The organism is Arthrobacter sp. C152, assembly GCF_054890965.1.
In genome coordinates this window covers 1-23,935 of sequence record NZ_JBTZSU010000014.1, presented here as the reverse complement: position 1 = coordinate 23,935, position 23,935 = coordinate 1, and the positions used below count along the sequence as shown (strand labels likewise).

At 67.5% G+C, this 23,935-nt stretch carries 21 protein-coding genes; 13 read left to right on the top strand and 8 right to left on the bottom strand.

The genetic code is table 11. The annotated features are described in order from the left end of the window. The first annotated feature begins 22 nt into the window (after positions 1-22). Positions 23-955: a cytochrome b/b6 domain-containing protein gene (locus ACYSM9_RS11685; RefSeq protein ID WP_461857129.1), complete on the top strand. Its 933-nt coding sequence runs from the start codon at positions 23-25 to the stop codon at positions 953-955. Between the two features lie 9 nt (positions 956-964). Here the strand turns inward: ACYSM9_RS11685 and ACYSM9_RS11680 are convergent, their stop codons facing one another. The 3 genes from ACYSM9_RS11680 to ACYSM9_RS11670 form a co-directional block, all read right to left on the bottom strand. Next, entirely contained in the window at positions 965-2,392 is a 1,428-nt protein-coding gene (locus ACYSM9_RS11680) for a cryptochrome/photolyase family protein (RefSeq protein WP_461857128.1), read from the bottom strand. A 143-nt stretch (positions 2,393-2,535) separates the two neighbouring features. Further along, a complete protein-coding gene (locus ACYSM9_RS11675; protein WP_461857127.1) occupies positions 2,536-3,324 on the bottom strand; it encodes a PspA/IM30 family protein in 789 nt (262 codons plus the stop codon). A 108-nt stretch (positions 3,325-3,432) separates the two neighbouring features. Then, entirely contained in the window at positions 3,433-5,487 is a 2,055-nt protein-coding gene (locus ACYSM9_RS11670) for a TPM domain-containing protein (RefSeq protein WP_461857126.1), read from the bottom strand. 282 nt (positions 5,488-5,769) lie between these two features. Here ACYSM9_RS11670 and ACYSM9_RS11665 point away from each other — a divergent pair, with 282 nt between their 5' ends. From ACYSM9_RS11665 to ACYSM9_RS11650, 4 genes are all read left to right on the top strand, one after another. Next, complete coding sequence (locus ACYSM9_RS11665; RefSeq protein ID WP_461857125.1) at positions 5,770-7,434, top strand: S1C family serine protease; 1,665 nt, start codon at positions 5,770-5,772, stop codon at positions 7,432-7,434. Between the two features lie 226 nt (positions 7,435-7,660). Then, the gene (locus tag ACYSM9_RS11660) at positions 7,661-8,452 is read left to right on the top strand and encodes an electron transfer flavoprotein subunit beta/FixA family protein (RefSeq protein WP_461857124.1); all 792 of its coding nucleotides are present in this window, start codon (positions 7,661-7,663) and stop codon (positions 8,450-8,452) included. A 13-nt stretch (positions 8,453-8,465) separates the two neighbouring features. Then, positions 8,466-9,419: an electron transfer flavoprotein subunit alpha/FixB family protein gene (locus tag ACYSM9_RS11655; RefSeq protein ID WP_461857123.1), complete on the top strand. Its 954-nt coding sequence runs from the start codon at positions 8,466-8,468 to the stop codon at positions 9,417-9,419. 4 nt (positions 9,420-9,423) lie between these two features. Further along, the gene (locus ACYSM9_RS11650) at positions 9,424-10,203 is read left to right on the top strand and encodes a PIG-L deacetylase family protein (RefSeq protein WP_461857122.1); all 780 of its coding nucleotides are present in this window, start codon (positions 9,424-9,426) and stop codon (positions 10,201-10,203) included. A gap of 65 nt (positions 10,204-10,268) precedes the next feature. On the opposite strand, the gene ACYSM9_RS11645 is transcribed toward ACYSM9_RS11650, so the two are convergent. The 4 genes from ACYSM9_RS11645 to ACYSM9_RS11630 form a co-directional block, all read right to left on the bottom strand. Beyond that, positions 10,269-11,144: an anti-sigma factor gene (locus ACYSM9_RS11645; protein WP_461857121.1), complete on the bottom strand. Its 876-nt coding sequence runs from the start codon at positions 11,142-11,144 to the stop codon at positions 10,269-10,271. Between the two features lies 1 nt (position 11,145). Further along, positions 11,146-11,754, bottom strand: a complete 609-nt coding sequence (locus ACYSM9_RS11640; RefSeq protein WP_461857120.1) for a sigma-70 family RNA polymerase sigma factor — start codon at positions 11,752-11,754, stop codon at positions 11,146-11,148. 183 nt (positions 11,755-11,937) lie between these two features. Further along, a complete protein-coding gene (locus ACYSM9_RS11635) occupies positions 11,938-12,405 on the bottom strand; it encodes a tRNA (cytidine(34)-2'-O)-methyltransferase (protein ID WP_461857119.1) in 468 nt (155 codons plus the stop codon). 21 nt (positions 12,406-12,426) lie between these two features. Beyond that, complete coding sequence (locus ACYSM9_RS11630) at positions 12,427-13,377, bottom strand: J domain-containing protein (protein ID WP_461857118.1); 951 nt, start codon at positions 13,375-13,377, stop codon at positions 12,427-12,429. 209 nt (positions 13,378-13,586) lie between these two features. On the opposite strand from ACYSM9_RS11630, the gene ACYSM9_RS11625 reads away from it, so the two are divergent. Next, positions 13,587-14,276 carry a hypothetical protein gene (locus ACYSM9_RS11625; protein ID WP_461857117.1) on the top strand — a complete coding sequence of 230 codons (690 nt, stop codon included), beginning with the start codon at positions 13,587-13,589 and terminating at the stop codon, positions 14,274-14,276. A 90-nt stretch (positions 14,277-14,366) separates the two neighbouring features. On the opposite strand, the gene ACYSM9_RS11620 is transcribed toward ACYSM9_RS11625, so the two are convergent. After that, positions 14,367-14,786, bottom strand: a complete 420-nt coding sequence (locus ACYSM9_RS11620; RefSeq protein ID WP_461857116.1) for a hypothetical protein — start codon at positions 14,784-14,786, stop codon at positions 14,367-14,369. An 87-nt stretch (positions 14,787-14,873) separates the two neighbouring features. Between ACYSM9_RS11620 and ACYSM9_RS11615 the strand changes: the two genes are divergently transcribed. From ACYSM9_RS11615 to ACYSM9_RS11585, 7 genes are all read left to right on the top strand, one after another. After that, a complete protein-coding gene (locus tag ACYSM9_RS11615; RefSeq protein WP_461857115.1) occupies positions 14,874-15,548 on the top strand; it encodes a helix-turn-helix transcriptional regulator in 675 nt (224 codons plus the stop codon). A 9-nt stretch (positions 15,549-15,557) separates the two neighbouring features. Continuing rightward, positions 15,558-16,787, top strand: coding sequence for a cysteine desulfurase family protein (locus ACYSM9_RS11610; protein WP_461857114.1), 1,230 nt, complete (start codon positions 15,558-15,560; stop codon positions 16,785-16,787). 115 nt (positions 16,788-16,902) lie between these two features. Further along, positions 16,903-18,033 carry a tRNA 2-thiouridine(34) synthase MnmA gene (gene mnmA / locus ACYSM9_RS11605; RefSeq protein ID WP_461857113.1) on the top strand — a complete coding sequence of 377 codons (1,131 nt, stop codon included), beginning with the start codon at positions 16,903-16,905 and terminating at the stop codon, positions 18,031-18,033. Positions 18,034-18,271: 238 nt separating this feature from the next. Next, positions 18,272-19,906 carry an ABC transporter substrate-binding protein gene (locus ACYSM9_RS11600; RefSeq protein WP_461857112.1) on the top strand — a complete coding sequence of 545 codons (1,635 nt, stop codon included), beginning with the start codon at positions 18,272-18,274 and terminating at the stop codon, positions 19,904-19,906. A gap of 127 nt (positions 19,907-20,033) precedes the next feature. Further along, complete coding sequence (locus tag ACYSM9_RS11595; protein ID WP_461857111.1) at positions 20,034-21,125, top strand: ABC transporter permease; 1,092 nt, start codon at positions 20,034-20,036, stop codon at positions 21,123-21,125. 1 nt (position 21,126) lies between these two features. Continuing rightward, positions 21,127-22,143 (top strand): ABC transporter permease, encoded by a 1,017-nt coding sequence (locus tag ACYSM9_RS11590; RefSeq protein ID WP_461857110.1) that lies wholly within the window; start codon positions 21,127-21,129, stop codon positions 22,141-22,143. Further along, positions 22,140-23,855 carry an ABC transporter ATP-binding protein gene (locus ACYSM9_RS11585; RefSeq protein WP_461857109.1) on the top strand — a complete coding sequence of 572 codons (1,716 nt, stop codon included), beginning with the start codon at positions 22,140-22,142 and terminating at the stop codon, positions 23,853-23,855. Before ACYSM9_RS11590 ends, ACYSM9_RS11585 begins: the two co-directional genes overlap by 4 nt. Positions 23,856-23,935: the final 80 nt, after the last annotated feature.

Here is a 23,935-nt window from a genome sequence, read left to right as displayed (position 1 = left end):
TTCCTGAGAGGTAAGTTGTTCGATGGCCACATCCACGAAAAAGCCCGGCACCGCGACGGGTAAGCGGAACCGGCTTTACTGGGCGGTTCCCGCCGTCCTCGTGGCGCTGGTTGTCGTGGTGCTGGTCGCGAGGCTCCTCGTGGGGCTTCCCGCCGTCGCCTCTTTCCTCGACACCTACCCGGGCCACTCCGAGCTGCCGGACAACGCTCCGGTCGGGTTCCCGGCCTGGCTGGCATGGCAGCACTTCCTCAACGCGTTCTTCCTGCTCCTGATCATCCGCACGGGGTGGCAGGTGCGCACCACCACCAAGCCAAGCGGCCACTGGACCCGGAACAACAAGGGCTTCCTCCGCACGAAGAACGCCCCCACCAAGATCACCCTGGAGCTGTGGTTCCACCTCACCCTGGACGCCCTGTGGGTCCTGAACGGGCTGGTTTTCGCGGTCCTGCTGTTCGCCACCGGCCAATGGACCCGCATCGTTCCCACCAGCTGGGACATCTTCCCCAACGCCCTGTCGGCCGCGCTGCAGTACGCGTCGCTGGACTGGCCCACGGAAGACGGCTGGATCAATTACAACGCGCTGCAGCTCCTGGCATACTTCGCCACCGTCTTCATTGCCGCGCCGCTGGCGTTTGTCACGGGCCTGCGGATGTCCTCCGCCTGGCCCAAGAAGGCCGCCGGCCTGAACAAGGCGTACCCCATCGAATGGGCCCGGGCCGTACACTTCCCGGTCATGGTCTACTTCGTGGCCTTCATCGTGATCCACGTCTTCCTGGTCCTCGCCACGGGTGCACTGCGCAACCTGAACCACATGTACGGCGTGAGCGACGACGACGGCTGGTTAGGGTTCTGGGTGTTCCTTGCCTCGGTGGCGGTCATGGTTGCCGCCTGGTTCCTCGCCCGGCCGATCTTCCTGCGGCCCATCGCCTCGCTCATGGGCAAAGTCAGCCGCTGACGCGCCCGCTCAGCCGTCCTTGAGCTTCCGGTAGGCCTCCAGGGCCCGCTCCCGGGATTCCGGCAGGTCCACGAGGGGCTGGGGGTAGCCTTCAATCCCGGCCGTCCAGGGTTCGTGAACTGCCTTGCCCTCAAGGCCGGCGAGCTCCGGGATGAACTGGCGCAGGTACCGGCCGTCGGGGTCGAACTTCCTGCTCTGCGTCACGGGGTTGAAGATGCGGTAGTACGGTGAGGCGTCCGCGCCCGATCCTGCCACCCACTGCCAGTTGGCGGGGTTGTTGGCGGCGTCGGCGTCCACCAGGGTGTCCCAGAACCATTCCTCGCCGATGCGCCAGTCCACCAGGAGGTTCTTGACGAGGAAGGACGCAGCAGCCATGCGTACCCGGTTGTGCATCCATCCGGTCTGCCAGAGTTGCCGCATCCCGGCGTCCACCAGAGGGTAGCCGGTCTTTCCCTGCTGCCAGGCGTCCAGTTCCTGCCGGCTTGGCGACTCCCACTGGAACTGGTCGAACGCCGGCCGCAAATTCTTCGTGGCCAGGTGCGGGTTGTGGTAAAGCAGGTGCCAGTTGAATTCCCGCCACCCCAGCTCGGAACGGAAAATTCCGACGTCGGCGGGGACCTTGCGCGGGTGGCGGCGGCGGATCTCATGCCACACGCGGAACGGGCTGACCTCGCCAAACCGCAGGTGGGGTGAGAGCCGGCTGGTCCCTTCGGTGCCCGGTATGTTCCGGCCGGTCCCGTACTCTTCGATGGGACCGTCCAGGAAGTCCGCCAGGCGGCTGTGCGCGCCGTCTTCGCCCGGCTCCCAGGTGCCGGCCAGGCCCCTGCTCCAGTCAGGGGAGGAGGGCAGCAGTTTCCAGCTGGCAAGTGTGTCGCTGGCGGGCAGGCCGCGCCCCGAGGCTGCCGGTCCGGGCAGTGACTTTGGGGCGTCCAGGGGGTCTCGAATATCCTCCGAAGCCAGGCAGGCCCGCCAAAACGGGGAATAGACCTTGTAGTAGCTGCCGGCCCCCGTGCGGACCGTCCACGGTTCGAACAGGAGGTTGGCCTGGAAGCTGGAGGCTTCGATGCCGTTCTCCGCAGCCCATTCCTTGAGGCCGGCATCGATGTTCCGCTCGGGGAGGCCGTACCTGCGGTTCCAGAAGAGGTTTTCGGCCTTTGTCTGCGTGGCGAGTTTCGGGATGACATCGGCGGCGGCGCCCCGGCGAAGCACCAGGCGCGAACCCTTGGCCTCCAGCCCGGCGGCCAGGGCGTCGAGGGAATGATGCAGCCACCAGCGGGCTGCTCCGCCCAGGGGCCGGATCCCCTCGGACTCCTCATCCAGGATGTAGACCACGGTCAGGGGCCGGCCCAGCCGGGCCCCCTCCGCCAGGGCAGGATTGTCGTCCAGCCGCAGGTCATCGCGCAGCCAGACCAGGGACGTTCCATCGGAAGAAGCCATGCCACCACGGTACACAGTGGTGCGGCAGAGGCCGGGGACATAGGTGGGGACTGGGACGTGGGTGGGAGCCAGGACATGGGTGGGGGCCGGGACATCCGGTCCCGGCCCCCAGGGGTGTTGCAGGGAGGCGTGCTCCTGCTGCGTCAGAGCTTGTCGAAGTCGGCTTCGTCCACCGTGGAGTCGGCGGCTGCGGGGCTGCCGGCGCCGAGGGCGGGCTTGGCGCCTCCGGACTTGAGGGCGGCCAGGCGGGCTTCGATCTCCGTCTGCTCGCCCAGGTCTTCGAGCTGGTTGAACTGCGCGTCCAGGCTGGAGGCGGCGAGTTCCTGCTGCCCACGGACCTTTGCCTCTTCGCGGCGGATCTTTTCCTCGAAGCGGCCAACCTCGCTGGTGGGGTCCATGATGTCGATGCTCTTGATGGCGTCGTGGACCTGTGCCTGCGCCGCGGCCGTCTTGGAGCGGGCCACCAGTTCGTTGCGCTTGCTGGTCAGCTGGTTGAGCTTGTTCTTCATCTGCTCAAGGCCGGTCTTGAGCTTGTCCACCACTTCGCGCTGCGACGCGATGCTCGGCTCCGCGCCCTTGGCTTCGTTCTCGGCCGCGATTTGGCGCTGCAAGGCCACTTTGGCCAGGTTGTCGAACTTCTCGGCGTCGACATTGTCGCCGGCGGCACGGAACTCGTCGGCCTTGCGGGACGCGGCGAGGGCCTTGTTTCCCCAGTCGCGGGCGTTCTTGACGTCCTCGTTGTAGTCGTCTTCGAGCATGCGGAGGTTGCCGATGGTCTGCGCCACAGCGGACTCGGCCTCAGCGATGTTGTTGGTGTAGTCGCGGACCATCTGGTCCAGCATCTTCTGCGGATCCTCGGCGTTGTCCAGCAGGGAGTTGATGTTCGCCTTCGCCAGCTGCGCGATCCGGCCGAAAATGGACTGCTTAACCATGGTGTTTGCCTTTCGTCCTGCTCTGTGTTGACCACTGGGAACCGGTGCACAGTGGTGTACTGCTTCGTTCCACGCGCTGGGATCTTCCGGCGCGCATTGGAGTATCTACTAGAAACTGCCGGAGTCGCCGCCGCCGAAGTCGCCGCCCCCAAATCCTCCGCCGTCGCCGCCGCCGCCCCAGCCGCCGTCGCCGCCGTCACCCCAGCCGCCTCCGCCGCCCCAGCCGCCGTGGCCGCCGTTGAGGATGGAGTTGATCAGGATGCCGCCGAGGATGGCGCCGCCCAGGCCGCCGCCTCCGCCGCCGCCGAACATGCCGCCCCGGCCGTAGCCCTGGTTGGCGTAGCCATCGAAGTGGTCCACGTCTGCCTGGGCCAGCTGTGCAGCCTGTGCAGCCAGTGCGTGGGCCTGCTGTGCGTAGGTGAGGGCCGTGACGGGATCGGTGCGTGCGATCGACAGGGCGTAGTCGAGGTTCCGTTGCGACTCAGCCAGCCGTGTCCTGGCCTCGGTGCCCACCCCGCCGCGCCGGGCGGTGATGTAGTCGGAGGTGGCGCTGATCTGGGCCTGGGCTGACATGATGGTCTGCTGCAGCGAAGCCTGTGCACGCCGGGCCTGTTCCTGCTGGTCACGGATGCCGGTGAGGGCCTGGTCGAGTGTTTGGTGGGCGCCTTCCACCCGCTGGAGGGTGGCGATGGGGTCGATCTTTCCGCCCTGGATTTCGGTCTTGACCTGCGCGAGTGCCGCCTCCACGGCTGCCACCGGCCCGGCCAGCTCGGGGTGGGCGCCGGACTGGATCATGGCCTTTGCCTGGGCCAGGTCCTGCGACGTGTCAACCACCGCACCTTCGAGGCTGTTGCGGGCCTCGTCGAGGTTGCCGGCGACCTTGGAGATGGCGTCGAGCAGGACGTTGGTCTGGTGCAGGCTCTCTTCGCCGGCGCGGACGGCTACTGCGGCCATGCTGGCTTCACCTTCGCCCAGCTTCTGCTGCGCCGTTGCTGTCGCGTTCTGCACGAAGGCCAGGCGTTCCTTGGCCTGCACGATGTTGTCCGCCACCTGCGCCAAGGCACTGTCCGCGTACTTTGACCGCATGTCCGCCAGGGACTGTTCAGCGCTGGCAATTTTCGCGTCAGCCTGCTGCGCTCCGGCGTTGACGGCTGCCAGGGCCTGCGGGGCGTTCTTCTCCAGCTCGCGCAGGGAGTCGAAGTCCGCCTTCTGCTCCTGCAGCGAGGCCAGGGCGGCTTCGGATCGGCGGATGATTTCGCCCAGCCACGTGCGCTGCTGCTCCTCGGTGTCCGGAATGTGGTCATCGAGCTGCTGCTGGAGCTTGAAGGATTCGCTCATGTGGGCCTTGGCCTCTTCGAGCGCCTTGGTGAAATTGCCGACGGCGGAGTCTCCGTACTGTGCCTGGGCGAAGCCGAGTTCCTGCTCGCTTGACTTGATGGCGTCGTCCGCCTCGATCAGCAGCGAGCCGCTCTTGCGCCGCAGCTCCTCCACGCTGAGGGAGGCCAGCGGGTCCAGCTCGGCACCCTGGGGGCCGTAGCTGCCGCCGGATGCCTGGCCGGCGGCAGCCTTCTTCCGCCGGTTGCGGTAGTAGAGGTATGCGCCGCCGCCTGCTACGACAACTCCGGCACCCACGAGCACCGCCGCGCCGGCCCCGTCTCCGGAGGACACCGTGCCGCTGCCGCCACCGGCAGCATCGCCAACTGCGGAGGCGGTGTCGATGGCCGCCTGGGCAAAATCGCGCTTGCCGGCACCGAGGTTGGCGGCGATGGCGTTCTGCGTAATGTTGGTGCGCTTGGAATAGATGCTGCTGGCGCTGCTGGGAGAGAAGTAGTACTTACCCTGGTCAGTGGCGATGGCAAGGATGACGTCGGCGTTGCCCATGCCCTTTGTCTTGGCCACGGCCTGGCCCCACTGGGCAGGGTCGCTGGGGTTCTCGAAGGACTTCACCGTGACCACGTACAGGTTGTACTTGTGGTCCTTCAGGAGTTTTTGGATGGCGTCCTGGACCTCACCCTTGCGGCTGCCCAGCACGTTGGCGTTATCAACGATGTTGGTCCCCGAAGGTATGGTCACCGGGTCCTCGGCCCAGGCCGTGCCGGCGGGTACCGCCAGCAGTCCGGCCAGGCCGATCACGGCGAGGATACGTTTGAACTTTGACCGCATGTGCAACCCTTCAGCACGCCTGACACCGATTCGGGACGAATCAGTCGTCGAATCCAGCAGCGCCCCCACGCTTAGTGTGAAGCCGCAGGTCGCTGTGGCAATTCATCTTGATTCTATGGTGCACCCCACACCCAGTCCATGCGGGCGAATATGCCCCCAGCGAAACAAGATCCGCATGGTCGGGGCGGCCCGGCGGCGTTCAGGAAGCTCCCAGCAAACATCCGAACTTGTTCCAGCGGCACGGTCCATGATTAATGGCAGACAAGGATGAAAGGAAGTCCCATGACTGAGAACCACACCCCGGGGCCGGTCCCGGAGGGCGACCGCCCGGGCAGCCGCAATCCCTGGCCGCAGCACGATCCGCAGCAGCCCGGCGACCGCCAGGGGTCCACTCAGCATGCGGACGGGGACGCCAGGCCCGGTACCGCCGGCGGCGACCCCGCAGGCCACCACCCCGCTGAAGCGGGCCACCCCACCGAACGGCTGGACCAGCCGCAGGCCGTCGTCGGCGCCACGCAGGATCGCCCCGGCGCGCCCCGCCCGGTGTATCCGCAGCGCCAGCCGTTCTACGGCCAGTCGGGTTCCTACGGCCAGGGCCAGCACTACGGGCAGCCCTCCAGCCCTGACCAGGCGAACGGTCCGCACCTGTCCGGCCCCACCGCGTACGGCCCCCAGCCCGGCCATGAAGCACCGCACGGCAGCCCCGGACTGGCCCATAACCCCAAGGACGCCCCGCGCCGGAAGGCGACGTTCGGCGTCGGGACCCTCGTGGCCAGCATCCTCGCCGCCGGGCTCGTCGGCGGGGGAGTGGCAACGGTCGGTTCGGGGGAACTGTTCGGTAATGCAGGCTCCAGCGCATCGACCATTGGCAGCAACAGCCAGCCCGGCACCGTCATCGTCAACAACAAGGATGACGTCAACGCCATCACGGCCGCTGCCGTGAAGGCCTCTCCGAGCGTGGTCACCATCAGCGCCACGAGCGGCACCTCCGGGGGCACCGGCTCCGGCATCGTCCTGGACGACCAGGGTCATATCCTGACCAACACTCACGTGGTGACCCTCGACGGCCAGACCGCCAACGCCAGCCTCGAAATCCGTACCAGCGACGGCAGGGTCCTCGCGGCCAAGCTCGTCGGCACGGATCCCTTGTCTGACCTGGCCGTCATCAAGGTGGACAACGCCTCCGGCCTCACCCCCGCCACCCTGGGCGACTCCGGCAAGCTCAACGTCGGTGACACCGCCATCGCCATTGGCTCCCCCTTGGGACTGACCGGCACGGTGACAGACGGCATCGTCTCCACCCTGAACCGCACCATCAGCGTGGCCTCCTCGGCCGCTCCAAAGGGCGGCGATGACACGCAGGGCGGCGACCAGGGCTTCCAGTTCGCACCTCCGAACGGCGGCCAGAGCCAGCAGAGCAGCAGCGAAGGTTCGATCGCCATCAACGTCATCCAGACCGACGCCGCGATCAACCCGGGCAACTCCGGCGGCGCCCTGGTCAACAGCAAGGGTGAGATCATCGGCGTCAACGTGGCCATCGCCTCCGCCGGATCCAACACCACGTCGTCACAGAGCGGCAACATCGGCGTCGGCTTCAGCATCCCCATCGACCATGCCAAGCGCGTGGCACAGGAACTGATCGACAACGGCAAGGTGTCGCATGGCCAGCTCGGAGTCAGCGTGAAACCGAAGACCTCCTCCGGCGCGGCTTCCGAGTTCTCGGTCGGCGCCGACGTCGCCTCGGTGGACGCCAACTCCGCAGCCGGTAAAGCCGGGATCAAGGTCGGCGATGTCATCACCAAGTTCAACGACCTGACCATCGGCGAGCCGAACGAGCTGACGGCGGCGGTCCGGGAGCAGGCCGCGGGATCCACGGTGAAAATCACCGTCCTGCGGGGCGGCAAGGAACAGACGTTCGACGTAACGCTGGGTGCAGCGGCGAGCTGACCCGCCCTGGCCGGCACGACGGCGGCGTCCCCACCCCGGGGGCGCCGCCGTTGGCATGTTGGGCGTAAGGGAGTGCCTGACACAGGCGTTAACGGAAGAGGGCGCCGGGGTGCGCCGATATGGTTAGCTAGGGTTTACCCGTTTGCCGGGCATTCACGAGGCCATGACCCACCCGGCTGGCTGTCCACAAGCATGGAAGGCTGCTGTAAATACCGTGGAAGAGACATTGAAGATCGTAGTCCTGGTCAAACATGTACCGGACGCCCAATTCGACCGCCACCTCACCGGCGAGGGCTTCACCACCGACCGCGACGAAAGCATTCTGTCCGAGCTTGACGAGTACGCGCTGGAAGCGGCCCTGCAGTTGGCGGAGGCCCGCGGCGGCAGCAAGGCCGGCAACCAGGTCATCGCGCTGAGCATGGGGCCGTCCGGCGCCGTCAACGCCATCAAGAAGTCGCTGCAGATCGGCGCCACCGAGGGCGTCCACCTGACGGACGACGCCCTGGCCGGTTCGGACGCCGCCGCAACGTCGCTTGCCCTCGCCGCCGCCGTGCGGCACCTGGGCAACGTCGACCTGGTCATCACGGGCATGGCGTCCACCGACGGTGAAACCTCGCTCGTCCCGGCGCAGCTGGCAGAGCGGCTCGGCCTGCCCCAGGTCACCTTTGCCTCGTCGCTGGCGGTCGACGGCGGCCGGCTGACGGCCCGGCGCGACGCCGACACGTCCTCGGAAACGGTGGAGGCGGCCCTGCCCGCCGTCGTATCCGTCACGGACCAGATCAACGAACCCCGGTACCCCAACTTCAAGGGCATTATCGCCGCCAAGCGCAAGAGCATCACCACGCTGTCCCTGTCCGACATCGGCGTGGACCCGGCGCAGGTGGGTCTTTCCGGCTCCTGGACCACCGTGACCAACGCCGAGCAGCGGCCGCCGCGGACTGCCGGCACCATCATCACCGACGAAGGCGACGCCGGCATCAAGCTGGTTGACTTCCTGGCCGCACAGAAGCTGCTCTAAGAGGAACCCCGACATGGCAAAAGTACTTGTATTCATTGACAACCCCGGCGCGTCGCTGAAGAAGAGCAGCCTGGAGCTGCTGACCTTGGCGCGTTCCCTGGGTGAAAGCGCCGTGGCGCTCAACGGAGAACTTACCGACGGCGTCGCAGCCACTTTCGGCGAGTACGGCGTGGGCACGGTCCTGCGTCCCTCCACCGATGACCTGGACGACTTCCTGGTGGCTCCCAAGGCCGCCTACCTGGCCGCCGCCGCTGAATCCACCGGCGCGGGCATCGTCCTGCTGGACAACTCGCCCGAGGGCAAAGAGATCGCCGCGCGGCTGGGCATCCGCCTGAACGCCGGCGTCATCACGGACGTCGTCGCGGTGGACGCGGACGGCACCGCGCATAAGTCGGTCCTGGCCGGCTCCTACAACACCGCCTGCAAGGCCACCACGGCGGTCTCCGTGCTGACCCTGAAGGCCAACAACGTCACGCCGGAGCCAGCCGCCGCTCCCACCACCCCGGAAACCGCAACCGTGGAGGTTCCCGCCGGAAGCAGCACCGCAGCGGCCCGCATTACCGCGCGGGAGCAGAAGGTTGCCACCGGACGGCCGGACCTGACGGACGCCCGCATCGTGGTGGCCGGCGGACGCGGCATGGACGGCGACTTCGGCCCCGTGGAAGAGCTCGCCGATGCCCTGGGTGCTGCCGTGGGCGCCTCCCGTGCAGCCACGGACGCCGGCTGGATCAGCCACGACGCCCAGGTGGGCCAGACCGGCAAGACCGTGTCCCCGCAGCTGTACATCTCGGCCGGCATTTCCGGTGCCATCCAGCAGAAGGCCGGCATGCAGACCTCCAAGGTCATTGTGGCCATCAACAAGGACGCCGAGTCCCCGGTCTTCGAAATCGCCGACTTCGGCATCGTCGGGGATGTCTTCGACGTCCTGCCGCAGGCCACGGCCGAGATCAAGAAGCGAAAAGGCTGACTCTTTGACTGCCTCCACCACAAAGGCACAGGGCCCGTTCAATCCGGACACGCACCGGGTTGGGCGGGTGCTCTGTTTTGCGGCCCACCCGGACGACATCGACTTCGGGGCGGCGGGGACCATCGCGGCCTGGACGGCGGCCGGCGTCGAGGTGAGCTACTGCATCATGACCGATGGCGACGCCGGCGGTTTCGATCCGGCGCACCGGCCGGACATCATCGCCATGCGGGAGACCGAGCAGCGCCGCGCCGCGGAGCTCGTGGGTGTCACGGACATCCACTACCTGCACCAGCGCGACGGTTACCTGGAACCCTCCCACGAGGTGATGAAGGAGGTGGTGCGGCTGATCCGCCGGCTCCGGCCCGACGTCGTTCTTTCCATGCACCCGGAACGGAACTGGGAACGGATCCAGAAGAGCCATCCCGACCACCTCGCAGTGGGGGAGGCCGTGACCCGTGCCGTGTACCCCGCCCTGGAGAACCCCTTCGCCTACCCTGAACTGGCCGAAGCGGGGCTTGCTGCCTACAAGCTGTCGTGGCTGTGGCTGTACGCCGGGCCGGAGGAACGCGAGAACCACTTCGTGGATGTCACGGACCACGTGGCGGCAAAGCTGGAAGCCATCCATGTCCACGTCAGCCAGCATCCGGACGTGGACGCGATGGAGGCGACGGTGCGGCGCGGCATGCAGGCCAACGCCGCACGGGCCGGGCTGCCCGAAGGCCGCAGCGCCGAAGCCTTCCACGTAGTATCCGTCAACGGTCCCGGCACCATCGCGGGTTTCTGACCAACAAGAAATGCCCCGGCGCCTTCCTTCGAAGGAGCCGGGGCATTTCTTCGTGCACCAGTCCGCTACGCGCCCAAGGGGGCGGCGGCGACGGTGGGCAGCGTGGGTGCGGCCGATCCGCCGACCGGCTCCACTGTGATGCCGAGTGCTGCGGCGGAGTGGATCCCCTGCACCACGGCCGGCTTGGACAACGCCTGTTCGTCCATCAGCCCCTGGGAGACGGGAGCGGACCCATCCTTGGGGATCAGCCACATCTGGTAGACCTTGCCCGAGGGCGGTGCAGGTACCCCGCTCATCTTCACCACGGCGGCATCGTGCGAGGACGAAATCAAGACTGTGGCCTTGCCGCCGCCTGCCACGTCCACTGAAGCTTCCCTCAGGTCGGAGGCACGGACCACCTGGTTGACGGGGTCGTTCTGGTCCGCAAGGTAGGCCCCGACGCCCACGCCGCCCAGGGCTATGACCGCCGCGGCGGCCACGCCCGCGAGCCAGCGGCGTGTCCCGGACAGCCGGCGTCGTTCGTCCCTGCGCTGGCGCGCCGCGGCGAGTTCGTCTGCCGCACCCGGCCGTCCGTCCACCGCAGCGGCGGGCCCGGTGGCCGGCCCCGGGGCGCTGCCGCCCGGCCGTTCACCCTGCAGGGGCAACTGGGCGGGCAACTGGGAGATGATCCGCTCAAACAGGTCCGACGGCGGCTCCTCCTCCGCGCGGAAGGTGCGGGCCAGCGTCTCCCGGGCCTGGCGGACCCGTTCGAGGAATGCGAGGCGCTCGGCGTCCGGCGCGGCGGCCATGTAGGCGTCGATGGCGCTGCGTTCCTGCTCGGTGACGGCGTCGAGGGCATAGAGTTCAGCGAGGTCGACGGCACGTCCGGAAGCCAGGTCCATGGCGACGGTGTCGCCGAAGGAACTGGAGCGGCCGCTGCGTCCATGGTCCATTTCGCTCATCTCAACTCACCCCCAGACAGGTTTTCAATCGGATCAGTCCATCGCGGATGCGGGACTTGATGGTGGGAACTGCGGCATTCAGCCGCTCCGCGACCTCCCGGTAGGTGAGGCCGCCGTAGTAGGCGAGGCGTACGGACTCCTGTTGCGTCTCGGTCAGTGTTTCCAGGCAGCGGACCACCGCTTCGGCCTCCAGCCGGCTGCCGACCTCTTCGGAAACGGTGTCGTGGTCAACGTCCTGGGTGCTGGCCCCGTACTTCGCTTCCCGGTCGGTGGAGGACTGCGAAGACCGGACCCGGTCCACCGCCCGCCGGTGCGAGATGGTCATCAGCCACGAAAGCGCACTCCCTGACCGGGGGTCGAACTTCGCCGCGTTCTGCCAGACCTGCAGGAAGACTTCCTGCGTGGTGTCCTCGCTGAGCTCGGGATCTATCAGGACCCGCCGGGCCATACCGAAAACCCGGCGCGAGGTCAGCTGGTAGAACTCGGCAAACGCTGCCTGGTCCCCCCGGGCAATCCGTCCCAGCAGGTCCGACAGGTGTTGTCCGGGGTCCACCGGCGGTTCGGTCACCGCCGCGGCGGACTCGGCATTCGGCGCGTTGGGAGTTTCCATTACTCCCAAGCATAAGTCTCCCCGCGGTGGATCGTCGGCAGCGCCGGGCAGGGGACGGTACCCGGTGCCGGGACCCCGCTCAAGTAATGTCACCTGCCGCTCCTCGATCCCGCCGAATGGTTCCACAAGGCATTCGGAACGGCAGGCCGCGGGGATGGGTCCGGCCGGGAATTCTTTTTGCGGCTACAGCCGGGCGCCGGCGAACCCCTGCTGGCGCCAGGCTTCGTACACCGCGATCGAGGCAGCGTTGGCGAGGTTCAGCGAGCGCAGCGCCGGCAGCATGGGCAGCCGCACGGTTGCCGTGACATGGGAGTCGGTCTTCAGTTCCTCGGGCAGGCCGACAGATTCGCGGCCGAACATCAGTACGTCGCCGGGCTGGTACGCGACGTCCGTGTAGCTGGTGGTTCCGTCCGAGGTGAAGGCGTAGACGCGCTCCGGCTTGAGGTGCTCCCAGGCGTCTTCCATGCTTTTGTGCACCGTGACGACGGCGAGGTCATGGTAGTCGAGCCCGGCCCGGCGCAGTTTCGCGTCGGAGAAGTCGAACCCCAGGGGTTCCACAAGGTGCAGCTCGGCGCCGGTGATGGCGGCGAGGCGGATGGCGTTGCCGGTGTTGCCGGGGATTTCGGGGGCATGGAACAGGATGCGGAACACCTCCCTATCCTAGCCACCGTGTCAGTGCATGCCGCGCAGCAGCCGGGCCAGCACCGGAACGTTGACGGTGTTGGGGGCCGGCCCCGCGGCCAGGAATTCCTTCAGGCCGCGCACCAGGCCCGCGGCGTTGACGATCTGCACGGTCTCCAGGCCCCCGGCCGTCCGCCGGTGATGGTCGATCACGGGCTCGTGGAGATTGCCGTCGGGGCTGAGCACCACCGTCCAGCCCGTGATGTTGAGTTCGGGAAAGATGTCCTGCATGGCGCGCACCACTCCGGCCAGCTGCGGAGGTGCCAGTGCCCGTTCACCGTGGTTGAGCGTGCGGCCGTCCCAGGCGTAGGCACCCTTGGGCAGGAGCATCGAGTTCACCAGGGCCAGCCGGTAGCCTGACAGCACCGCATGGTCGATGTGGCTGTTGTCGGCGGGCGACTGCAGGCCGTTGATGAGGCGGGCGGCCGGGATGGCTGGCAGGACCTGCCGCGACACCAGCTGGACAGTACGCATCTCGCGCTGGATACGGGCTTCCGCGCCGAAAATCCCGCGTTTGCGCGGTATCCCGTGAACCTGTTGGCGGGCCTGGGCAAGGGGGATCAGGGGAACACCGGCCGAAGTGCCTTCGTCGTATGGCGGGACGTAGATGGCAGGATCGCCTGCTGTATTCCGGGCAGTGCCGGGCCGGTGGACGGTGGCGGAAGCGCGGCTTCCGGCGGCAGGAGCATCGAAATGCGGTTCGCCGCCGGACGCGGGGCCACCGGCGGTACCGGCGGCGTAGGAGCGGTCATAAGCACGCCGGCGCTGCGGATCGATCAGGGTCTCGTACGCCGCAGTGACACGGCGGAATGTGGCGGCGTCGCCGCCGTGGTCCGGGTGCGCCCTCCTGGCAGCGCGCCGGTACGCCACCTTGATCTCCTTCTCGGTGGCCGTGACTGCCACGCGCAGGACCTGGTAGTGGGAGCTGCTGCTCTCAGTCAAGCAATTTTCCTTATCCTTGTGCGCACCTGGAGTGGTGGATCCACGTGCCCGCCCAGTCTAGCCAGCAGAGCATGCCCCGTCCGCCCGGTGTGCCGGCCTGCAGTGACAACGACTGCCGGGGCCCTCCGGGTTCCCCGCCGGGCCGGAGTCTAGACTCGTGGTGGCGTGGCCGCAGAACGGCCGGGGGAAGCGACGGAATGGAGAAGGACATGCCGACGACGGCGCGACCGGCCGGCAGCGGATGGCGCAGGGGAGTGCCGCTCATGGCCGCAGGCCTGGCAGCGGTGCTGATGGGTGGTTGCAGCGTGGACGTCCGGGACCCCGCTGTGACCGAGGCCCCGACGGAGATACCGGTTCTTTCCACTCCCACCATCACACCGGGGCACGATGCCGCGGCCGTCGCGGTCCAGGACCTTCCCTTTTCGGCCGGCGGTGTCCTGGCGCCGGGCGTGCCTGTCGGCATCTCGGACGACTTGAAGCGCGCGCCGGGCTGGAAACCGGTCAAGGAGGACGTGGCCGGCCTCAGCCAGTACCTGAAGTCGGACGGCTGCCTGGTGGCGGCCAGGGCCAGCACCGGGCAGGCTCCCCTGCTGCGCGGTGACGACAGGGAATCCACGGTGGCCCTTTACCAGTATCTCGACCCCACCATCCAGCCCGGCTACCTGAAGACGGCGACGCTTCACTGGGGCGGGACCGCGGAAGAACCCGGCCGGAACGTGGAAGTGCTGGCGCTTGAGCAGACGGCGCCCGGGGGGCGCGCGACCGCCGTCCTCGCGCGTGTCTTCGCCGCCGCCCAGTCGTCCGTCTACGTGTCGGTGTCCTGTCCGGATGCCGCCTCGCTCGGTGCCGCGCGTACGGACGTGAACCGCTTCCTGCCGGTGCTGCCGCCGTCGGCCTGACCTGCCCGGGACTTCCACAGCAGGAAGCGCCGGCGCTGGAGGGCTCAGCTGCCGGCGTTCCTGGTTCCATGCGGCGGGTGTTCCGGGATCTCAGGCCGTGGCCGGGACCGAACGGATCGAGAGCCGGTTAAGGGCGAGGGCGCCCACCAGCAGCCCGAAGTCGCGCAGGGCGACATCGTAGAAGCTGCCGAGCAGCAGGAGATTGATGATGATGCCCGCCAGCCACGCGGCCACCAGCAGCGAGCCGAACTTCGGCCTGACTGCCACCGCGATGCCTGCGACGATCTCCACCACGCCGACGACGTACATGAATGCCTGCGGTGTCAGCGGCACGATGGCCGTTGCCTGCGGCGCCAGGTAGACGGTCCAGTCGGTGAGGAGGTTCGTGAACTTGTCCAGCCCGAAGAGGATTGGCGCAACGGTAAAGACAGTGCGCAGCAGCAGGAACGCCTGCCGTGCCGGTTCAGCCGTGGGCACGTGGTGGGCGCGTACTGCGGATGCTGTTTTCATGGCTCGCTCCTTCTAAAAGTAGGTATGCCAATTTTAGAGAGCATCATGGTCTATAATCAAGAGATCTTGACTTTGGATTGGAGGGACATGAACCGACGGCCGTGGGCGGACCGGATTGCCGCCGTCGCCTCGCTGACCGATGACAAGCGGCTGCAGCTGTTCGAGGTGGTCGCCGCCTCGCCGCGGCCCCTCGGCCGCGATGACGTGGCGGAGGCGGCGGGCCTTCCCAGGAGCACCGTGTCTTTCCACCTTGACCGGCTGGTCCAGGACGGGCTGCTGGCGGTCGAGTTCCATAAACCGCCCGGCAGGGTGGGCCCCGGCTCGGGGCGGCCGGCGAAAATGTACCGGCCGGTGGCGGGCGAAGTGGGGGCTTCCGTTCCGGACCGGAATTACGATCTCGCCGGTGAGCTGATGGCGGACGCGATCGAAACCTCGCTCTCCGGCGGAGAAGCCGTGGCCGACGCGCTCGAGGCAGCCTCCTACCGGAAAGGCAGCGAGCTGGCGCAGGCCGCCAGGTCCCTGGAGGATTTCCTGGTGCAGGCGGGTTACCAGCCCCGGCCCGATGGCGACGGCGGCTTCCTGCTCCCCAACTGTCCCTTCCACCGGCTCTCGCAGCAGCATCCGGCGGTCGTGTGCGGCATGAATGGCGCGTTCCTCCGGGGAGCCACGGCCGGCTGCGGCAGTTCCGAAGACCGCGTCGCAGGCGACGGCGAGGCGGGGCATTGCTGCGCCAGGATCACCGGCCCGGGCGGGACGGCCTAGAATTACAGGGTGCCTGTCTATCTCGACCATGCCGCCACCACCGCGCTTTCGCCCGAAGCGCTGGCTGCCCTGACGCGGGAACTGGCCCGCACCGGCAATCCCTCCTCGCTGCATGCGTCCGGCCGCCGCGCCCGCCGTGCCGTGGAGGATGCGCGCGAGACGCTTGCCGCAGCCGTCGGCGCCCACCCCTCGGAAGTCATTTTCACCTCCGGAGGGACTGAATCGGACAACCTTGCGGTGAAGGGCCTTTACTGGTCCCGCGTGGCAGCGGACCCGGCGCGGCGGCGCATCCTCTGCTCCGCCGTCGAACACCATGCCGTGCTGGACACCGTGGAATGGCTGGAACGCCACGAGGGAGCCGAGGTGACCTGGCTTCCCGTGGACAGCGAGGGTGTGCTGGACCTCGATGTCCTTGAGGCCGAGCTCTCGCGCGACCCCGGCACCGTGGCGCTGGTTACGGTCATGTGGGCCAACAACGAGGTGGGGACCATCCAGCCAATCAGGCGGATCGTCGAGCTGGCCCACGCCGCCGGGGTACCCGTGCACTCGGACGCCGTGCAGGCGTTCGGCTCGCTCCCCGTCGGCTTCAAGGACTCCGGCCTGGATGCCATGTCCATCTCTGGGCACAAAATCGGCGGCCCCGTCGGTGTCGGCGCGCTGCTGCTGGGCCGGTCGGTCAAGCTCACGCCCGTACAGCACGGCGGCGGCCAGGAACGCGACGTCCGCTCCGGCACGCTGGACACCGCGTCCATCGCCGCCTTCGCCGCCGCCGCAGGGGCCGTCGCGGCTTCACTCCCTGCGGAAGCGGCACGCATCGCCGCCCTGCGCGACCGGCTGATCGACGGCGTCCGCGGCAAGGTCCCCGAAGCGGTCCTGCGTGGCGCGCCGGGCGACGGCCGGCTCCCCGGAAACGCCCACTTCACCTTCCCCGGCTGCGAAGGGGACTCCCTGCTCTTCCTGCTGGACCTGGCGGGCATCGAATCCTCCACGGGATCGGCCTGCACGGCCGGCGTGCCCCGGCCCTCACACGTGCTGCTGGCGATGGGCCTTAATGAAGAGACCGCGCGCGGTGCCCAGCGCTTCAGCCTCGGGCACGCGTCCACGGAAGCCGACGTCGATGCGCTGCTTGAGGCGCTCCCCGGCGCCTACGCCCGTGCCCGGCAGGCCGGCATGGCCGGGCACGAGTCGTCCATCCAGACCGCCGGAACGGTGGCGCGCCAGGCGGTGCGCGGCAGCTGACCGGGCAGGTTCCCCGGGCCGGGATTGATTTGCGCCGCCCGGTAGAATAGATAGGCGAAGATCGTTTCCCCTGCCCGGGCAGGTACCCCCACTACATCCCCGACAGAAAGCCAGCATGCGAGTACTAGCAGCCATGAGCGGCGGAGTTGACTCCGCCGTCGCCGCCGCCCGCGCAGTGGAAGCCGGCCACGACGTCGTCGGGGTCCACCTGGCGCTGTCCAGGATGCCCGGCACGCTGCGCACCGGAAGCCGTGGCTGCTGCACCATTGAGGACTCCCGCGACGCCTGGCGCGCCTGCGACGTCCTGGGCATCCCCTACTACGTCTGGGATTTCTCGGAGCGCTTCAAAGAGGACGTGGTCCAGGACTTCATCGACGAATACGCCGCCGGCCGCACACCCAACCCCTGCATGCGCTGCAATGAGCGGATCAAGTTTGCCGCCCTGCTGGAGAAGGCGATCGCCCTGGGCTTCGACGCCGTCTGCACCGGGCACTACGCCAAAGTGGTCGAAGACGCCGAGGGCAACCGGGAACTGCACCGCGCCGCTGACTGGGCCAAGGACCAGAGCTACGTGCTCGGCGTCCTGACCCATGAGCAGCTCAAGCACTCCATGTTTCCGCTGGCCGACACCCCGTCCAAGGCCGAGGTCCGGGCGGAGGCAGAACGGCGTGGGCTTTCCGTGGCCAACAAGCCGGACAGCCATGACATCTGCTTCATTCCCGACGGCGACACGGCCGGCTGGCTTGCCGAAAAGATCGACATGACTACCGGTGACATCGTGGACGAAACCGGCGCCAAGGTCGGCGAACACCCCGGCGCCAACGCGTTCACCGTGGGCCAGCGACGCGGCCTGAAGCTGGGCACCCCTGCCGCCGACGGCAAGCCGCGGTTCGTCCTGGAGATCCGGCCCACGGAAAACAAGGTGGTGGTGGGGCCCGAGGCGCTCCTGGCGATCGACGAGATCCGCGGCATCAAGGTGTCCTGGGCCGGCCTGCCCATCGCCGAGGTGGAAACGGGTGCTGAGTTCGACTGCTACGCCCAGGTGCGCGCCCACGGGGACCCCGTCCCGGCCACGGCACGCATGGAGGCGTCAGCGGAAGGTGCGGCCAGCCAGCTCGTCGTCCGGCTCGAGGCCCCTTTGCGCGGAGTCGCCCCCGGCCAGACCGTGGTCCTGTACCAGGGAACCCGGGTCCTTGGCCAGGCCACCATCGACGCCGCACGCTCCCTTCAGCGCGCCGCCCTCTAAAGCACATACCGCCAGCGCCGCCCCGGATGCACCGGGGCGGCGCTTTTTGTGCCCTCTGCGGGCCCCGAAAAGCGGCAGGAGACGGGCCGGAAATAAATTTTGTGTTTCAACTCACAGAATTGGCCGTCCTGAGGGCTGACTCTCTGATTGAATCTAGGCATCAGCATTGCGTGCAGGCACCCGCGCGAACCCGCCCGGGTACCTGCACGCGCGTATTCATCGAACAGAAGGCTCACAGATGATCAAGAGCACATCGACCCTGCACCGCGCCATCGCGCTCGCAGGAATCTCCGCCCTCGCCCTGACGGCCTGCACCGGGCCTTCGGGCGGCGGCGGAACGTCCACCGGCAGTGCCGGTGGCGGTGCCATCACCTTCGGCACGACGGACAAGGTCGTGACCCTCGACCCCGCCGGCTCCTACGACGCGGGCTCCTTCCTGGTGATGAACCAGGTCTACCCCTTCCTGATGAACTCCAAGCCGGGCTCTGCAGAGGCCAGCCCCGACATCGCGGAATCCGCCTCCTTCACCACCCCCACCGAATTCACGGTGAAGCTCAAGCCCAACCTGAAGTTCGCCAACGGCCATGCGCTGACCGCCTCGGACGTGAAGTTCTCCTACGACCGCGTCATGAAGATCAACGACCCCAATGGCCCCGCCTCCCTGCTGTCCAACCTGAAATCGGTTGAGGCGAAGGACGACACCACGGTGGTGTTCACCCTCAAGGCAGGCAATGACCAGGTCTTCCCCAGCGTGCTGGGCACCAACACGGGCCCCATCGTTGACGAGGAAGTCTTCCCGGCCGACAAGGTGATGAGCGACGAGGACATCGTCGCCGGGAAGCCCTTCGCCGGTCCGTACACGATCGATTCCTACAAGAAGAACGAACTCGTCAGCCTCAAGAGCAACCCGGCTTACAACGGCCTGCTGGGCAAGCCGGCCAATGACAGCGCCGTCATCAAGTACTACGCCGATTCCAACAACCTGAAGCTGGACGTCCAGGGCGGCAACATCGACGTTGCCGGCCGGAGCCTCACCGCCACGGATGCCGCGGACCTCGAAAAGGACTCCAAGGTCAAGGTCTACAAGGGCCCCGGCGGGGAACTGCGGTACATCGTCTTCAACTTCGACACCATGCCCTTCGGCGCCAAGACTCCGGAAGCCAATCCCGCCAAGGCCCTCGCCGTCCGCCAGGCCATGGCCGACATCGTGGACCGGCAGGCCATCTCCGACCAGGTCTACAAGGGAACCTACGTCCCGGCCTACTCGGTAGTCGCGGACGGGCTGCCCGGGGCAACCCAGCCGATGAAGGAAATGTACGGCGACGGCAGCGGCAAGCCGAGCCTGGACAAGGCGAAGAAGGCCCTCAGCGACGCCGGAATCAGCGGGCCGGTCAACGTGAAGCTGCAGTACAACCCGGACCACTACGGCAAGTCCTCCGGTGACGAGTACGCCATGGTCAAGGAGCAGCTCGAGAAGTCCGGACTGTTCACCGTCGACCTGCAGTCCACCGAGTGGGTGACGTACTCCAAGGCACGCACCGCCGACGCCTACCCCGTGTACCAGCTGGGCTGGTTCCCGGACTACTCGGATGCGGACAACTACCTCACGCCATTCTTCATCCCGGGCAACTTCCTGAAGAACCACTACGAGAACCCGGCCGTCACGGACCTGGTCCAGAAGCAGCTCGTGACGCCGGACAAGACTGAGCGCAACAAGCTGCTCGGCGAGGTGCAGACGGCGGTCGCCAAGGACCTTTCCACGCTGCCGCTGCTCCAGGGCGCACAGCTGCTGGTGGCCGGATCGGATGTCAAAGGTGTCGAGAAGACCCTTGACCCCTCGTTCAAGACCCGGCTCGGCGTCCTTTCCAAGTAAGCAGCAAACCCCTATCGGGCTCTGACCGGCCGGAGGCGGGACGCCGTAGAAGCGTCCCGCCTTTTGCCGGTCATCGGCCAGCAACAAGGGGACTGCTGGCTCCCGGTCACCACGAATTCAGGTACCGATGACAACCTTGATTGACGCGCCTCCCGGCGACGCCGACGCGCTCCTTCCCACCAAGAAAAAAGCGGCGGGGGGAGGGCTGGGCCAATATATCCTGGTCCGCTTCCTGCTGATCTTCCCAACCATCCTCATCCTCGTCACCATGGTGTTCTTCCTCATGCGGATCACCGGTGACCCCATCACCGCAGCCATGGGCGGCCGCCTGCCCCCGGACCAGCTCCAGGAGCGCATCCATGCCGCCGGCTACGACCGGCCGCTGATGGTGCAGTACTTCGAATACCTGGGCCAGCTGGCCACGGGCAACTTCGGCACCACGCTCTCCGACAACCGCCAGGTCACCGAAATGCTGACCACGTACGGTGCGGCCACGCTTGAGCTGTCCATCAACGCCCTGATCGTCGCGTTGCTGGTGGGCATCCCGCTCGGCATGGTCGCCGCCCACCGCCGCGACCACCTGCCGGACGCCGTGCTCCGGATCCTGGCGATCCTGTTTTACGCCACCCCGGTATTTTTCGCCGGCATGCTGCTAAAGCTGGTGTTCTCGGTGTGGCTGCACTGGCTCCCGGTAGCCGGCCGTGCCGGCACCAGGACCGAGCTGTCCCTGACCGCACTGGAGGCGCCCACCGGCATCTACTGGCTGGACGCCCTGCGCAGCGGCAACACGGCAGCCTTCAGCGACGTGATGTCCCATGCAGTCCTCCCAGCCCTGGCCCTGGGCCTGCTGACGGCGGGCATTTTCCTCCGGCTGGTCCGGACCAACGTGATCGGCACCCTCGGCAAGGACTACGTCGAGGCCGGGCGCTCCCGCGGCGTCAGTGAGTTCAGGCTGGTCACCAAGCACGCCTACAAGCCTGCGCTGATCCCGATCATCACAGTCATGGGCCTGCAGATCGCGGTGATGCTCGGCGGGGCCGTGCTGACGGAAAAGACCTTTGAGTGGAAAGGCCTCGGATTCCAGCTGGCCAACTACCTCACGGCGCGCGACTTCGTTGCTGTCCAGGGCATCGTGGTGCTGCTGGCCGTGATCGTCGCCGTCACCAACTTCATCGTGGACATCGTTGCCGCGCTGATCGACCCCCGTGTGAGGTACTGACATGACCGCCGAAACACCCCTGGAACCCGTCGCCAACCCGCGGGCATCCTTCCTCCGGCGGCTGCCGGTCGTTTCCCATTTCAACAAGAGCGTCGGGCTGCAGCGGCTGATGCTGGTACTGGGACTCGTCCTCACCGGCATCTTCCTGCTGACAGCGCTGGCCGCACCCCTGATCGCCCCTTACGGCTTCGCGCAGCTCTCGGACGCCGACGGCAACTTCCCCACGCAGCAGGAACCGGGCGGCAAGCACCTCCTGGGCACCACGGTCGGCGGGTACGACGTCCTGTCCCGCGTCATCTGGGGCACCCAGACGGCGCTGCTGGTCATCATCGTCGCCGTCGTCCTGTCCATCTTCGCGGGCGTCATCCTCGGCCTGGTCAGCGGCTACATCGGCGGCTGGCTGGACCGCATCCTCGTGGTCATAGCGGACGCGATCTACGCCTTCCCGTCACTGCTGGTCGCGATCGTGATGGCCATCGTCATCAGCGGCGGACAGTCCAGCCTGCTCGGCGGAATCCTGGCTGCGGCAATCTCCATTACCGTGGTGTTCATTCCGCAGTACTTCCGGGTGATCCGGGCGGAGACCATCCGGCTCAAGGCGGAACCCTTCGTCGAGTCGGCCAAGGTGGTGGGCGCTTCAAACGTACGCATCATGACCCGGCACATCTACCGCAATGCCACCCGCACCCTGCCGCTCATTTTCACGCTCAACGCCTCGGAAGCCATCCTGACCCTGGCCGCACTTGGCTTCCTGGGGTTCGGCATCGAACCGAGCTCGGCGGCCGAATGGGGCTTCGACCTCAACAAGGCGCTCGCGGACACCACCTCGGGCATCTGGTGGACCGGGCTTTTCCCCGGCCTCGCCATTGTCTGGACAGTCCTCGGGCTGACGCTGGTGGGCGAGAGCATCAATGACCTGAACGATCCCCGCCTCCGCGGCCGCAAGCGCGCCGCCGGCGGCAGCTCCCCGGCGCCCGCCGGCACCGCGGGCGGCACTTCAGAAGTGAGGACTTCATGACCGTCCACATCGACCCGCCATCGGACCCAACACCCGATGCCGGCCGTCCGGTTCTCGACATCGACCACCTTCAGGTCACTTTCGCCAGCGACACCGGTGACGTCCATGCCGTGAAGGATGTCAGCCTTGAGGTCGGGGCCGGCGAAGTGCTGGCCATCGTGGGGGAGTCCGGCTCCGGCAAGACCGTCACGGCCAAAACGATCCTGGGCCTGCTGCCGGAAACTGCCAGCAGCTCGGGGGCGGTCCTCATCAACGGCACCAACGTGATCAGCCTCAGCGCCGCACGCCTGCGGCAGATCCGCGGACGCGACGTCGCCATGGTGTTCCAGGAACCGTCCACCGCGCTGAACCCGGTATTCACCGTGGGCTGGCAGATTGCCGAAGGCATCCGGGCCCATGCCGCCCGCGACGGCGGCGGGCGCGTCAGTGCGAAGGAAGCCAAGGCGCGCGCCATCGAGGCCCTCGGAAAGGTGGGCATCCCGGACCCCGAACACCGCGTCAACTACTATCCGCACCAGTTCTCCGGCGGACAGAAGCAGCGCGTGGTGATCGCGGCGGCCCTGGCATTGAACCCCGGGCTCATCGTCGCCGACGAACCCACCACCGCCCTTGACGTAACGGTCCAGGCCGAAATCCTGGAACTCCTCCGTGACCTCCGCGACAAATACGGCACCTCGATCGTGCTGATCACCCACAACATGGGGGTCGTGGCAGACCTCGCCGACCGGGTGGTGGTCATGTACCAGGGCGACATCGTGGAGGAGGCCCCCGCCCGGAAACTCTTCGCCGAGCCCCGGCAGGACTACACCCGCCGGCTGCTCGCCGCAGTGCCGCACCTGGGCCGCAACTCGGCCTCCGAGGGCCTCACCGCACGGCCCCACCAGGAGGAAGAAATCCTCGTCGCGGCGGACAACCTGGTCATCGAGTACCCGGGCAGGCTCGGGACTCCGGCCTTCAAAGCCGTGGACGGGGTCAGCTTCACGCTGTCCCGGGGCGAGGTCTTCGGGCTCGTGGGTGAATCGGGATCCGGGAAGACGACCATCGGACGGGCCATCGCCGGGCTGAACCGCACCACCGGCGGCAGCCTCAAGGTGCTCGGGTACGAGATGCTGAACCTGCGTGAACGCACCTTCAAGCCGCTGCGCAAGGACATCGGTTTCGTGTTCCAGGACCCGGCCGCGTCGTTCAACCCACAGCTGACCATCGGGGAATGCATCGCCGAACCCATGCTGATCCACACCCGGCCAAGCGAGGCGCAGGCCCGCAAACGCGTCGGTGAGCTGCTGGAATCAGTGCAGCTGCCGGCGTCGTACGCGGGAAGGTACCCGCATGAACTGTCCGGCGGCCAGCGCCAGCGGGCGTCCTTGGCGCGGGCGCTCAGCCTGAACCCCCGGCTGCTGATAGCGGATGAGCCGACGTCGGCCCTCGACGTTTCTGTGCAGGCGAAGGTCCTGGAGCTGTTCAAGGACATCCAGGAGGAGTTCGGCTTCGGCTGCCTGTTCATCAGCCACGACCTTGCCGTGGTGGACATCCTCTCCTCCTGGGTCGGGGTGCTGTACAAGGGAAAGATGGTGGAGCAGGGGATCGGCAGCCAGGTCATGGGCAACCCGCAGCACGACTACACGCGCCGCCTGATCGCCTCCCTCCCGGTCCCGGATCCGGCGGAGCAGGCGAAGCGGCGCGAGGAGCACCGCGCCCTGCTGGGCACCTGATAACGCCGGCAGACACCTGAGGGGCGGGGGGGGGGGGGGGGGGGGGGGGGGGGGGGGGGGGGAGGGGGGGGGGGGGGGGG